The sequence below is a fragment of the Synechococcus sp. L2F genome (genome assembly GCF_024345695.1).
Lineage (GTDB): Bacteria > Cyanobacteriota > Cyanobacteriia > PCC-6307 > Cyanobiaceae > MW101C3.
On sequence record NZ_JAGQBP010000004.1, the window covers coordinates 137,191 to 149,399 of the forward strand.

The 12,209-nt window shown below is 69.8% G+C and carries 11 protein-coding genes; 5 read left to right on the top strand and 6 right to left on the bottom strand.

The annotated features are described in order from the left end of the window. Nucleotides 1-12 precede the first annotated feature (12 nt). The 5 genes from queA to lipB form a co-directional block, all read right to left on the bottom strand. On the bottom strand, nt 13-1,137 hold the full coding sequence (gene queA / locus KBZ19_RS11780; RefSeq protein ID WP_255101151.1) for a tRNA preQ1(34) S-adenosylmethionine ribosyltransferase-isomerase QueA: 1,125 nt from the start codon (nt 1,135-1,137) through the stop codon (nt 13-15). Between the two features lie 31 nt (nt 1,138-1,168). After that, nucleotides 1,169-2,533, bottom strand: coding sequence for a dihydrolipoamide acetyltransferase family protein (locus KBZ19_RS11785; protein ID WP_255101070.1), 1,365 nt, complete (start codon nt 2,531-2,533; stop codon nt 1,169-1,171). 63 nt (nt 2,534-2,596) lie between these two features. Then, nucleotides 2,597-3,040: a YlqD family protein gene (locus KBZ19_RS11790; protein WP_094512666.1), complete on the bottom strand. Its 444-nt coding sequence runs from the start codon at nt 3,038-3,040 to the stop codon at nt 2,597-2,599. A gap of 46 nt (nt 3,041-3,086) precedes the next feature. Next, nucleotides 3,087-5,045, bottom strand: a complete 1,959-nt coding sequence (locus tag KBZ19_RS11795) for an AMP-binding protein (protein ID WP_255101071.1) — start codon at nt 5,043-5,045, stop codon at nt 3,087-3,089. Nucleotides 5,046-5,072: 27 nt separating this feature from the next. Then, on the bottom strand, nt 5,073-5,753 hold the full coding sequence (gene lipB / locus KBZ19_RS11800) for a lipoyl(octanoyl) transferase LipB (RefSeq protein ID WP_094512668.1): 681 nt from the start codon (nt 5,751-5,753) through the stop codon (nt 5,073-5,075). Between the two features lie 51 nt (nt 5,754-5,804). On the opposite strand from lipB, the gene hpf reads away from it, so the two are divergent. The 5 genes from hpf to KBZ19_RS11825 are packed head-to-tail and all read left to right on the top strand — an operon-like array spanning nt 5,805 to nt 10,677. Beyond that, nucleotides 5,805-6,389 carry a ribosome hibernation-promoting factor, HPF/YfiA family gene (gene hpf, locus KBZ19_RS11805; protein WP_094512669.1) on the top strand — a complete coding sequence of 195 codons (585 nt, stop codon included), beginning with the start codon at nt 5,805-5,807 and terminating at the stop codon, nt 6,387-6,389. A 4-nt stretch (nt 6,390-6,393) separates the two neighbouring features. Further along, nucleotides 6,394-7,074: a deoxyribose-phosphate aldolase gene (deoC, locus tag KBZ19_RS11810; RefSeq protein WP_255101072.1), complete on the top strand. Its 681-nt coding sequence runs from the start codon at nt 6,394-6,396 to the stop codon at nt 7,072-7,074. After that, complete coding sequence (recO, locus tag KBZ19_RS11815) at nt 7,071-7,907, top strand: DNA repair protein RecO (protein WP_255101073.1); 837 nt, start codon at nt 7,071-7,073, stop codon at nt 7,905-7,907. The genes deoC and recO overlap by 4 nt, the downstream gene beginning before the upstream one ends. A gap of 13 nt (nt 7,908-7,920) precedes the next feature. Continuing rightward, a complete protein-coding gene (locus KBZ19_RS11820; protein WP_233132939.1) occupies nt 7,921-9,378 on the top strand; it encodes an MFS transporter in 1,458 nt (485 codons plus the stop codon). Between the two features lie 27 nt (nt 9,379-9,405). Further along, nucleotides 9,406-10,677: a glycosyltransferase family 4 protein gene (locus tag KBZ19_RS11825; protein ID WP_094512673.1), complete on the top strand. Its 1,272-nt coding sequence runs from the start codon at nt 9,406-9,408 to the stop codon at nt 10,675-10,677. Here KBZ19_RS11825 and KBZ19_RS11830 read toward each other — a convergent pair. Continuing rightward, entirely contained in the window at nt 10,638-12,149 is a 1,512-nt protein-coding gene (locus KBZ19_RS11830; protein WP_255101074.1) for a 1-acyl-sn-glycerol-3-phosphate acyltransferase, read from the bottom strand. The genes KBZ19_RS11825 and KBZ19_RS11830 overlap by 40 nt on opposite strands. Nucleotides 12,150-12,209 lie beyond the last annotated feature (60 nt).

A 12,209-nucleotide genomic window follows, 5' to 3' on the forward strand; every position in this document is an offset into this window, starting at 1 on the left:
ACCCTCAGGGCCTCAGGGCCTGGCCCCCGGCAGCACCGCTGCCGGGGCAATCCACATGGCATCGCCATAGGAAAAGAAGCGGTAACCCTCGTTGATCGCCGTGGCGTAGAGCTCGAGCAGCCGGGGACGCCCGATCAGGGCACTCACCAGCAGCAGCAGCGAGCTCTGCGGCAGGTGGAAGTTTGTGATCAGCCCTTCCACCACCCGAAAGCGGAACCCGGGCTGAATCACCAGGGCCACCGGCCCTTGAAAAGGCTGCAGCACGCCATCCGCTGACGCGGCGGCAGCCCCTTCCAGCGCCCGCACGCTCGTGGTTCCCATCGCGATCACCCGCCCGCCAGCGGCGCGTGTGCTAGCCACCGCCTCCACCACCTCTGCCGACACCTCCACCCATTCGCTGTGGAGTTCGAGCGCGCTGAGATCTTCCGTTTCCACCGGCCGGAAGGTGCCCAGCCCCACGTGCAGCGTGATCGCCACGAGGCGCACCCCGCGGGCCTTCAGAGCCGCCAGCAGCTCGTCGCTGAGATGCAACCCCGCCGTCGGTGCTGCCACGGCACCGGGTTTGTCGGCGTAGCGCGTCTGGTAGCGCTCGTCGTCGCTGCTGTCCTGCTGGTGGATGTAGGGCGGCAGGGGCATGCTGCCGTAACGATCCAGGAGCGCCTCGATGGCTGCGGCATCGACGCAGTGGGGCGGGAACTGGATCACCCGGCCGCCGCTGGCCAGATCCACCTCCAGCACTGTGACCACCAGCGGTGGTCCATCAGTGGCCTGCGGCGACAGTCCCCCAGCAGCCTGCAGCTCAAGCTCCTCACCGGGGTGGAGGCGTTTGGCGGGCCGTGCCAGACACAGCCAGCGCCCTTCCCCGCGGGGTTCCAGCACCAGCAGTTCCACGGCCCCGCCGGTGCGGCGCCGTGCCGCCAGCCGCGCCTTGAGCACGCGGGTGTTGTTCACCACCAGCAGATCGCCGGGCTTGAGCTCCTCGGCCAGATCCCACACCGTTAAGTGCCGCGGCGGAGCCGGCTCCGGCTCCACGGCCAGCAGGCGGGCCGCATGGCGCGGTTCCGCCGGCCGCTGGGCGATGCGCTCCTCAGGCAGATGGAAGCTGTAGCTGGAGAGCAGCGTGTCCGGATGGCTCAGGGAGCCGGCGGCAGGGTTCGACACCGTCGGTTCAGAGCGCCAGGCTTTCGGGCCGGTGTTCGATCAGGTCGGCCAGATCCTTGAGGAACGCCGCCCCGTGGGCGCCATAGATCACCCGGTGGTCGGCGGTCAGGTTCACCTGCATCTGGCGCTTGACGGCGATCGAGCCATCGGCGTTGGCCACCACCGTGGGGCGGGAGGCCGCCACCGCCAGGATCGCGCCGGTGCCGGGCGGAAGGATCGCATCGAAACGGTCGACCCCGAACATGCCGAGATTGGAGAGGGTGAAGGTGCCGGTGCTGTACTCGTCGGGCTTGAGCTGCTTGGTGCGGGAGCGGGCCACCAGGTCCGCCCAGTTGCGCGACAGGCTGTAGAGATCGGTGCGATCGGCCTCCTTCAGCACCGGCGTCACCAGGCCGCCGTCATCCATGGCCACGGCGATCGCCACATTGACGGAGGCGGGGTACACCATGCCGGTTTCGCTCGCTGCGGCGTTCACCTGGGGATGGCGCGCGAGCACCACGCCCACCGCCTTGGCGAGCAGGGCCGTCATCGTGACGCCCTTGCTCTTCACCTGCTTGTAGAAGGCATCGAGCCGATCGGTGGTGATCGTGTAGCCCACGTGGAAACAGGGAACCGCGAGGCTGGCGAGCATGTTGCGGTTCACCGCCCCCTGCAGGGTGGTGAAGGCCACCGTCTCTCCCGGGCGGCCGAAGCTCTGGCCCGCGGGTGCGGCCGAGGCACCGCCACCGGCCGAAGCCCCAGCGGCAGCGGGAGCGGCGGCCGTGAAGGGGGCACTGCCTTCCGCAACCCGGGCCACCGAGGCGGGCTGGCCGGCAGCCCGCTCCACGTCCTCGGCCTGGATGCGGCCATGGGGGCCGCTGCCCTTGAGCGCTTCCAGCTTGACCCCGAGCTGGCTGGCCAGCTTGCGGGCGCGGGGAGTAGCCACCACCCGGCCGTTGCCCGCCGCCGGAGCAGCAGCCACAGGCAGGCTGGCAGCGGCAACAGCCGCTGGCGCCGGGGGAGCCGCAGCGACCGGAGCCGCCGGCGCTACCGGTGCGGCAACGGGTGAGGGCGAGGCAGGGGCGGCCGCAGGAGCGGGGGCTGCAGCGGGCGCGCTGGGGGCACCGGCCTGGGCAGCGGCGATCTCCGCTTCGGTTTCCACAATCAGACCGATCGTTTCGCCCACCGGTGCCGTACCACCGGCCTGCATCAACACGGCGGCCAGGAAGCCCTCCTGGAAGGCCTCCACGTCCATGTCGGCCTTGTCGGATTCGACGACCAGGACGGACTCACCGCGCTCGACGCGGTCGCCGGGCTGCTTCAGCCACTCCACGATCTTGCCCTCCGTCATCGTGGAGCTCAGGGCGGGCATGAAGATTTCGTAGGTCGCCAAAGTCCTGGTCCCGATGCAGCCGGCGACGGGATTTTACGCGCCACGCCGTCGCCACCCCGGAGCTCAGCCCCCCTCGATCGCCTCCACGACGCCATCGCGCACCAGCACCGCCACCTGGAGCTTCTGCACCAGGTTGTCGCCCACCTTGATCTTGCAGGCGCCTTCGATCTGGCCCTGATCCACGATCTGCTCGAACTCCAGTTCGCGTACCTGGCGCTGCTGTTCGAGCATGGCGCGCTTCTGCTCCTCCAGTTCACTGCGCTTGGCCGCCACCTGCTGCTGCACTGAGCCCACCTGCTCCTGCACCCGTGGATCGAGCGGATTCATGCTCTGGCGGCGGATCTCATCCACCAGTTGCTGGCCCTCCTGCTCCAGCTGAGCGAGCTGCTGATCGGTGTTGGCGACAGCGCCGCTGAGCTCTCGCTCGGCATCTTCCTTCCAGCGCGGTGTCACCACCGCCCGCACCGTGATGGTGCGCTTGATGGTCAGCGTTTGGCCGTCGGACATGGGGGGTTGGTAGCAGCTACCAGGCTGTCAGCCGGTGGAGCGGGGGTCAACCGGCGTAGATGGCCTCCACTGCCGCCTGGTCCCGCTGGGTGATGCGGTCACGCCGCTGTTTCAGCGTCTGGGTGAGCAGGCCGTTGTCGATCGTGAACGGCTCCACCAGTGCCACCCCGGCCAGGCGTTCGTCGGGGCGCGAACCGGGGCGGGCCGCCAGCAAGCGGTTGAACTCACCTTTGAGGGCACGCAGCAACAGGGCATCGGCCTCCACAGCGGCACCGGCACCAGCGGGCGCCGGCAGACCGGCCGCCGCCGCGAAGGCCGCCAGCGGCTCGGCGCGGGGCACCACCAGGGCGCCCAGCTGGCGGCGGTCCTGCCCCACCAGCATCACCTGCTCCACCAGCGGATGGGCCACCAGGGCCTCCTCCAGCGGGCCGGGCTCGATGTTCTCGCCACTGCTGAGCACGATCGTGTCCTTGGCGCGGCCGGTGAGCACCAGGGAGCCATCGGGCAGCAGGTGGCCGAGGTCGCCGGTGTCGAACCAGCCGTCGGCATCGAGCACGGCAGCGGTGGCTTCCGGCTTGTTGAAGTAGCCGGCCATCACCTGCGGACCGCGCGCCAGCACCCGGCCCCGCTCGCCCCAGCCCAATGGCGCGCCGCTCTCCTGATCGACGATTTTCAAGTCGGTGTCCGGCAGGGGTTGGCCGGCGCTGCCGCGGCGGTTGCGCCAGGGCCGGCGGCAGGCAAGCACCGGGCTGGTTTCGGTGAGGCCGTAGCCCACCAGCAGCTCGATGCCGATCGCCTCGAAGAAGCTGTCCACGTGCAGGGAAAGGGCACCGCCGCCGCTGATCGCCGTGCGCAGCACCCCTCCCGACAACTGCTGCCTCACCTTCGGCCACAGCAGCGCAGCGGCCAGCGCATCCACCGGCCAGCTCACCGCACTGAGCAGCGCCGCCGTAAGCCGGCCCAGTGGCGGCTCCACCTGCAGGGTGAGGCCCCTGGCGCGGCGGCGCTGCAGCCCATGGAAGCGGCTCGCCGCCAGTGCCTTCTCGATCAGGCTGCGGCGCTTGGCGGGCATGGCCGCCAGCGCATCCTCGAAGCCCGCCAGAAGCGCTTCCCAGAGGCGGGGCACGCTGATCATGTAGTGCGGCTTGACCGCCTGCAGGTCACCGCGCAGGTGCTTGAGCGTGGTGTAGGTCTGGCGGCAGCCGGCCGCCAGCAGGAAGTATTCGGCCGTGCGCTCATAGGCATGCCAGATCGGCAGCACGCTCAGCGCCCGATCGCCGGGGCGGGGATTCACCGCCACCCCGAGGGTGCGGAGCTGATGCAGCAGGTTGGCGTGGCTGAGCGGCACGCCCTTGGGCCGGCCGGTGGTGCCGGAGGTATAGAGCAGCGTGGCCAGGCGCTCCGGCGCCACCGGTGGCAGCGGCGGTGGCGCCACGCCGGCCCCGCGGGCGCTGAAGTCGGGCCAGCTGAGGCCCATCACCTGCTCGGGCAGCGGCAGTGCGCCCGCGCCGGCCGGCTCCTCCAGCAGCACCACGAAACGCAGCCGGGCGAGCTGCTCGGGCGGCAGGGCCAGGCGCTGCAGCAGCGCGGCCGATTCCACCACCAGCCCCACTGCGCCGGAGTCCTCGAGGATGTAGCGCAGCTCCTCCACCGGCGCCGTGCTGCCCCGCACCGCATCGGCGGCGCCGGCCCGCATCAGCCCCTGGTCGGCGATCAGCCAGCGCGGCGAGTTCTCGGCAAACAGGGCCACCACATCGCCGGGGGCCACGCCCAGGGAGGCAAAGGCAGCGGCGGCCTCCAGGATCGCGGCGTTGAGGTCGCAGAAGCTGAGCTGCTCGGGCGGGGTGGTGTGGGGAGCCTCCAGGGCCACGGCTGTGCCGTAGCGCTGGGCCGCTTCCGGCCAGATCTGCTCCAGCCCGGTGATCTGGCTGAGGTCCTCGCGAGCGGCCAGCGCCTGACAGTCCTTCCGGTCACCCGACCAGGAAATCTCCGCCCGTGCTTTCACTGCCTTGCAGCCGATGGTGGCACAGGCTTAACACCCCCAGAGCCGTTCGGCGGGCTCCGGTGGTCGGAGCGTGAGTCCGAACGCCTCGGCACCCGCCCGGCTCAGCAGCGGTTGCACCTGGTCGGGGGTGATCCCGGGGCACCAGTCGCTCAGCCGGCCCACCGCCCGCCCTTCCAGACCGCAGGGCACGATCGCCTCGAATCCCCCCAGGTCACAGTTCACATTCAGGGCAAGGCCGTGCTGGCTGATCCAGCGGCGCGCCCCCACCCCGATCGCCGCCAGCTTGCGCCCCTCCAGCCACACACCGGTGAGCCCCTCGATCCGCTCCCCCACCAGGCCCAGCTCCGCCAGCACGCTGATCACCACCCCCTCCAAGGCGCGCAGATAGCAGTGGAGATCAGCGCCGTGCCGCTGCAGATCGAGCACGGGGTAGAGCACCAGCTGGCCGGGCAGATGGTGGGTCACCTCCCCGCCGCGATCGATGCGGTGCAGGGGCGCAGGCGGAGCCTGGGGATCGAAGCGCAGAAACCCTGAGCTGGCCCCGCGACCGAGCGTGTAGCAGGGCAGGTGCTGGAGCAGGAGCAGCGCTTCCGGAGCCGCGGGGTTGGTCAGCAGGCGATCACGCAGCTGCTGCTGCCAGTGCCACGCCTGAGTGAACTCCACCGGCGCCGGGGGTTCAAAACGGATTGCATCGAGAAGTGGTTTCATGCGCCTGGCTTCCTAGGCTTATTGCAATCCGATCGCCAAAGGAGCGGTTCGATGAAGCTGTTGATCCACGGTCGCAATCTCGACGTCACCCCAGCCATCCGGGAGTACACGGAAGACAAACTGACCCGGGCGATCAATCATTTCGAGGGGCTGGTCAAGGAGGCGGATGTCCATCTGTCGGTGGCCCGCAACCCCCGGGTTCCCCAGCAGACGGCGGAGGTCACCGTGTTCGCCAACGGCCTCGTGATTCGCGCCCAGGAACGCAGCGAAAACCTTTACGCCAGCATCGATATGGTGGCGGGAAAACTCAGCCGCCAGCTGCGCCGCTACAAGGAGCGCCTCACCGATCACCACCAGAGCGACGTGCAGGAGGCGGTCGGCCTCGAAGACGGCACCACCGACACCACGGCGCTCACGGCCGATCTTCTGGCCGGCCGCGAACCGGAACTGCCGGTGCCCGCTGTGCGGCGCAAGTATTTCGCCATGCCGGAGATGAGCCTGGAAGCGGCGCTGCACCAGCTTGATCTGATCGATCACGATTTCTACGTGTTTCGTGATGAGAAGACGAGAGGAATTCAGGTGCTGTACCGCCGCAATCATGGTGGCTTCGGAGTGATTCAACCGCGGGATTCCTGAACTCTTGCGCCACGAACGCCCCGACCTGGCACCGCTCATTGATCACGCGCTTCTCGATCCCCATCATGGGATCGAAGCCGTGCATCGTTGCTGCGACGAGGCCCGCCACTTCGGCTTTGCCGGTGTCTGCCTCGCCTCGCGCTGGCTGGCCTGCGGCCGGGAGCGGCTGGGCAACGCCAGCCGCGTGCGGTTGATCGGGGTGGTGGCCTTCCCATTCGGCGCGGTGCCGGCGGCGATCAAACGGGCCGAGGCGGAAGCCGCCGCTGCCGCCGGCGCCGACGAACTGGACATCGTGCCCGACTTCGGCGCCCTCGCCGATGGCAACGGCAGCGCCGTCTACGAGGAGATCGGTGCGATCGTGGAGCTGGGCCTGCCGGTGAAGGTGATTCTCGAGGCCGGCAGGTTGAGTGATCCCGCCCTGGCCCTGCTGGTGGAGGCGTCCATCGATGCCGGCGCCGCCTTCCTCAAGAGCGGCAGCGGCTTCGGTCCGCCGGTGAGCGTGGCCCAGGTGCAGCACCTGCGCGAGCTGGCCCGCGGCCGCGTGGCCGTGAAAGCCTCCGGTGGCATCACTGGGCTGGAACAGGCCTTCGAGCTGGTGGAGGCCGGCGCCAGCCGGCTCGGCACCAGCCGTGGAGTGGCACTGATGCAGGCGCTGCGCAGCCCCGCCACACCCCCTGGCTCGTGAGTGGCGGCGCGGCGCGCCTGGAGGGGCTCGTGCTCAAGAGCGGGCCCCTCGGCGAAAACGACCGTCTGCTTACCTTGCTCACCGACGCCGAGGGGCTGGTGCGGCTGGCGGTGCCGGGAGCGCGCCGGCCGCGCAGCAGCCTGGCGGCAGCGGTGCCGCTGGCCCTGCTCCAGCTGCAGGTGGGCGGTGGCCGCGGCCTGCGGCGGGTTCGGCAGTTGCAGGTGCAGCGGACCTACAGCCAGCTGGCGGAGCGGCTGGAAACGCTCGCTGCCGCTCAGGCGCTGGCGGAGCTGGCCCTGCTGCTGGTGCCGGGCGGCGATGGCGTCCACGGGGTGCTGGAGGATCTGCTGATGCAGCTGGGGCGTCTAGACACCGTGGTGCGCGAGCGGCAGGAGAGCGTTGAGGCCCTGGCGATCGCGGTGCAGGGCAGCGTGCATCTGCTGGCCCTGGGCGGCTATGGCCTGCCGCTGCAGTGCTGCGGCCGCAGCGGGCAGTCGCTGGAGCCACCGATCGGCAACTGGGACTGGCGCTGCAGCCTGGTGCCCAGCGAAGGGCTGTTGATCGGCGCGGTGCCTGGGGCGATGCTCGTGCTCAATGCCTCTGAACTGGCGCTGCTGCAACGGCTGACACGCCCGGCTCCACCGCGCCGCCGGGACGGGGAATTGATGGGGCCGCTGGCGGTGTGGCTGCGGCTCCTGCAGCTGGTGGAACTGTGGACCCAGGAGCACGGCGGACGCCGCTGCCGTGCGTTGCGTCTTCTGCGTGACTGCTTCGAGCCGGGTCACGCGCTGGAGGCACCATCCCCTGAGCCATCATTGCGGCGGAACGGATAGAACCTTGAGCGGATTGTCCCGAGCCACCCCCCCGCCTCCGCCGATGCCGGAGGCCGGCCCCAGCGGAGGCAGCGTCGGCGAAGATGCGTCCAGAGGTCCGGCAGCCTGCCCGGAGGCGGCCGCCAGCGAGGAGCTGGCCAGCACGGCCCGGGGCCAGGGCTTGCAGGCGGTGCTGGCCCTGCCCGACTTCCGGCGCCTGTGGCTGGGGCAGATCTTCTCCCAGCTGGCCGACAAGTTCTACATCGTGTTGATGGTGTTCCTGATCGCCCAGTACTGGGTGACGGACACCCCCCAGACCAACGCGCTGCTGGCTGAAGCGGCCGCCAGCCTGCGCTTCGATTTCGAGACCCGCGCCCAGATGATCACCCTGCTGGCCACAGGGATCTATGTGGCCAACACCGTGCCCGCCATGGCCCTCGGCACCGTGGCGGGGGTCTGGGCCGACCGCTGGCCGAAACGCAAGGTGATGGTGGCCTCCAACGCCCTGCGCGCGGGCCTGGTGCTGCTGGCCCCGCTGCTACTGATCCCCGGCCCCTTCTTCCTCGGCCTCAGCTGGGGCTACTGGGGCCTGGTGGCGATGACCTTCCTCGAGTCGGTGCTCACCCAGTTCTTTGCGCCCGCCGAGCAGGCGGCCATTCCCCTGCTCGTGCCGCGACCGCTTCTGCTCGCTGCCATCTCGCTCTACCAGGCCACCAGCATGGGCGCCACGATCGTGGGCTTCGCGCTCGGCGACCCGGTGCTGCGCCTGCTGCGCAACGGACTCGCCACGCTCGGCATCGAAGGCGGTGAGTTCGTGCTGCTCCCGCTTTGCTACGGGCTGGCGGCGCTGTCGATTGCCCGCATCCGCGTGGTGGAAGCCCCCTGGCAAGACCGCGGCACCTCGGTGTGGGGCGAGATCCTGGAAGGAATCCAGGTGCTTCGCGAGCGCTCCAGCGTGCGAAATGCCCTGGTGCATCTTGTGTTGCTGTACAGCATCCTGGCGGCGCTCTATGTCCTGGCCATCAGCCTGGCCTCGGCGATCAAGGGGCTCGGACCCACCCAGTTCGGCACCCTGCTGGCCATGAGCGGCCTGGGCATGGCCGTCGGTGCACTGGCGGTGGCCCAGCTCGGCCGCGGCTTCACCCGCCGCCTGCTCTCGGCCTCGGGCCTGGGCCTGATCGCCTTTGCGCTGGTGCTGCTGGGCCAGGTGCGCGGCAGCCTGTCGCTCACACTCGGCTTGTGCGTGGCGCTGGGGGTGGGCGCCGCCCTGCTGGCCATCCCCGCCCAGACCACCATCCAGGAAGACACCCCGGAAGAACTGCGCGGCAAGGTGTTTGGCCTGCAGAACAACCTGATCAACATTGCCCTGAGCCTGCCGCTTGTGCTGGCGGGCACGGTGGTGAGCCGCTACGGGCTGCAGCCCGTGCTCTGGGTACTTGCGGGCATCACCCTGCTGGCGGCCCTGCTGGAGCGTCCCTGGCAGCGCTGCTAGCGTTTTGGCAGAAATGGGCGACAGCAGTTGGCGCATATCGCCTGGCTGGGCAAGAAATCACCCTTCTGCGGCAACGTCACCTACGGGCTCACCACCACGGAGCAGTTGCGGCAACGGGGCCACCGCATCAGCTTCATCCACTTCGACACACCCGCCACGGGCCCCGGGCTGCCCTGGGATCCCCCGAGCGTCAACGGCAAAGGCCTGACGCTCACCAAGGAGGCGCTGCGGGCCTCGCGCCGGGCCGCGCTGGCGGGCGATGAGAGCGAAGTAGCCCTGCCCTACCTGCTGAAGTCGCAGGTCTACACGGTCCCCGCGCCGGGTGCCCAGCGGGAGTTGCGGGAATCGCTGGAGCAGCTCAAACCGGATCTGGTGCACGCCAGCCTCACGCTCTCGCCGCTCGATTTCCTGCTGCCCGATCTCTGCCAGCAGCTGGGCGTTCCGCTTGTCGCCACCTTCCATCCCGCCTTCGACGCCGGCCTTCGCAACCTGGCGGGCGGTACCCAGCAGCTCACCTACCAGCTCTATGCCCCGGCTCTGGCCCGCTTCAACCGGGTGATCGTCTTCTCCGAGCTGCAGGCCGAGGTGCTGTCCCGGCTGGGGGTCAAGGATGACCGGTTGGCGGTGATCCCCAACGGCGTCGACACCGATGTGTGGAAGCCCGCGGACTCCGAGCGAGGAGGTTCAGAGCGGAGAGGCTCCGAGCGTGGCAGCAGCGCTCTGCGCCGTGAGGTGCAGGCGCGCTGCGAAGGCCGCCGCCCGTTTCTGTACATGGGCCGGCTGGCCACCGAGAAGAACGTGGAGGCCCTGCTGCGCGCCTGGCGGTTGGTGCGGCCAGCCGGCTGTGTGCTGGTGATCGTGGGCGATGGGCCGCTGCGGGGATCGCTGCAGGCCGCCCATGAAGACCCGGACATCCTCTGGTGGGGCTATGAACCTGCTCTGGAGCGACGGGTGGCGCTGCTGCAGGCCTCGGAGGTGTTCCTGCTGCCGTCGCTGGTGGAGGGGTTGTCGTTGTCGTTGCTGGAAGCTATGGCCAGCGGCACCGCCTGTGTGGCCACCGATGCTGGCGCCGATGGTGAGGTGCTGGAGGGAGGGGCCGGTATCGTGATCAGCACCCAAGGGGTCACCACCCAGCTGCGCACCCTGCTGCCGGTGCTGCGCGACCAGCCTGTGCTCACCGCCGAACTCGGGCGCCGTGCCAGGGAGCGGGCGCTGCAGCGCTACACGCTCACACGCAACATCGAGGCGTTGGAGCGTGTTTACGCCGAACTGGTGCCTCGTCCCGCCCTGGCGGCCTGAGAGCCAGGGCCGGCCCCCTCCAGTTCCGCCAGCATGCGGGCGCGCAGGTCGGCCATCAGTTCCTCCACAGCCTCACGGCGACCGCTGAGGTAGCGGCCGTGCCGCTCGGTCACATCGATCGGCTCCCCCACCGACAGCCGGGCGAGCCGGGAGCCCAGCTCGGGTGGCTTGTCGTGGCTGGTGCCGTTGATCCAGGTGATCGCTCGCCACAGGATCTGCAGCACTTCGGTGTAGCGATCGAAGCTGGGCTTCTCAGCCACGTAGGAACCGCTGAGCGTGGAGAAGTATTCCACCAGGCGCATATGGTCCATGGCCAGGCGGGCCTCGGTGGCCTGCCAGTCGGCCAGGCTGCGCTCCAGGGGCGTCATCGCCTTCAGGTCGTCGCGGTAGATGCGGTCCCAGCCCGCCTGCTCCACGCGCCGGCAGCGCTCACCGAGGCTCCCCTTCGGACGCAAGAGCTGCAAACGGCTTTCAGCCACCCCCAGCGCCGCGTTGCGAATCCGCTCGAGCCTGGTGATGAAGCCTTTCTCGAGGCAGGACGGGTACGGCGCCGGGGTCGAAAGAGGAGGCAGGTCCAGGCCATGGGCCTCCCGGTAGAAGTCCTCCAGCAGGGTGATCACGTTGTCGCCCAGCTGGATCAGGCGGCGGTAGCGCAGCGCTTCCGCCACGCTGCCATCCCCCATGGGGCCGCCTGCTCCTGCAGGGTGTGCTGTGTTGTCTGATGCTTCTGAACCTTCCGCACCTTCTGAGCCTTCGGCACCATGCCGGCCCGGACGCCGGCGAAGCTGGGCTTCGAGGCGATCGAGCAGCGTATCGATCGCCGGCCAGTCGCGGCCCTGCGTCACGTACTTGAGGGCGATCGGCACGATCAGCACCCGCTCCTGACGGCCGGCGGCCGCCAGGTCGTCGCAGCACCAGAAAGCCATCTGGGCCAGCCCCGGCTCCAGGGGGCCAAGCAGCTCGCCGTGGTTGTTGGTGGCACCCTCCGGAGCGATCGCCAGCGGGAACGGGCCCTGGGCCAGCACCTCGCGGGCGGCCTTGAGCGCCACCCGGTCGAGCTTGCCGCGCTGAATCGGGATGCCTCCCAGCGCGCCCAGGATCCAGCCGGCAGCCTCTCCCGCCCACAGGGGAATGCCTCGGTCGTAGAGGAACTGGCTGTGCACCGGTCTGCGCAGGGTCAGCCCTGCCGCCCGGGCGGCCCGGGGCACCTCCTCCCAGATCAGCCTGGCCATCGTGAGCGGATCGGTGGTGGTGGGGTGGCGAAAGGCGATCAGCAGCCGCACGCGGCCCTGCTGGTGCTCCGAAAACAGCTGAGCCAGCCGCGCCGCCCCCTCCACCTGACAGTCCACAATCTCCCGCTTGCGCAACAGCAGCGGCAGCGCCCAGCGGCTGAGCCGGTGCACCCAGGGGCTGAAGTGGGCGGGGAGGAAGCGAAGGCCCGACTGGGCCGGCTGGATCCCGGCGCGGGGCATGGTCGGGGGGCAGAGCGTGCCTGCAGCATCCCCCGTTGCGGCCCGGCTGTCTGTGCGCCA

Excerpts from the sequence above, each read along its gene's own strand:
- KBZ19_RS11830 (WP_255101074.1), bottom strand. The coding sequence starts at position 12,149 with ATGCCCCGCGCCGGGATCCAGCCGGCCCAGTCGGGCCTTCGCTTCCTC.
- lipB (WP_094512668.1), bottom strand. The coding sequence starts at position 5,753 with ATGAAACCACTTCTCGATGCAATCCGTTTTGAACCCCCGGCGCCGGTG.
- hpf (WP_094512669.1), top strand. The coding sequence starts at position 5,805 with ATGAAGCTGTTGATCCACGGTCGCAATCTCGACGTCACCCCAGCCATC.
- KBZ19_RS11790 (WP_094512666.1), bottom strand. The coding sequence starts at position 3,040 with ATGTCCGACGGCCAAACGCTGACCATCAAGCGCACCATCACGGTGCGG.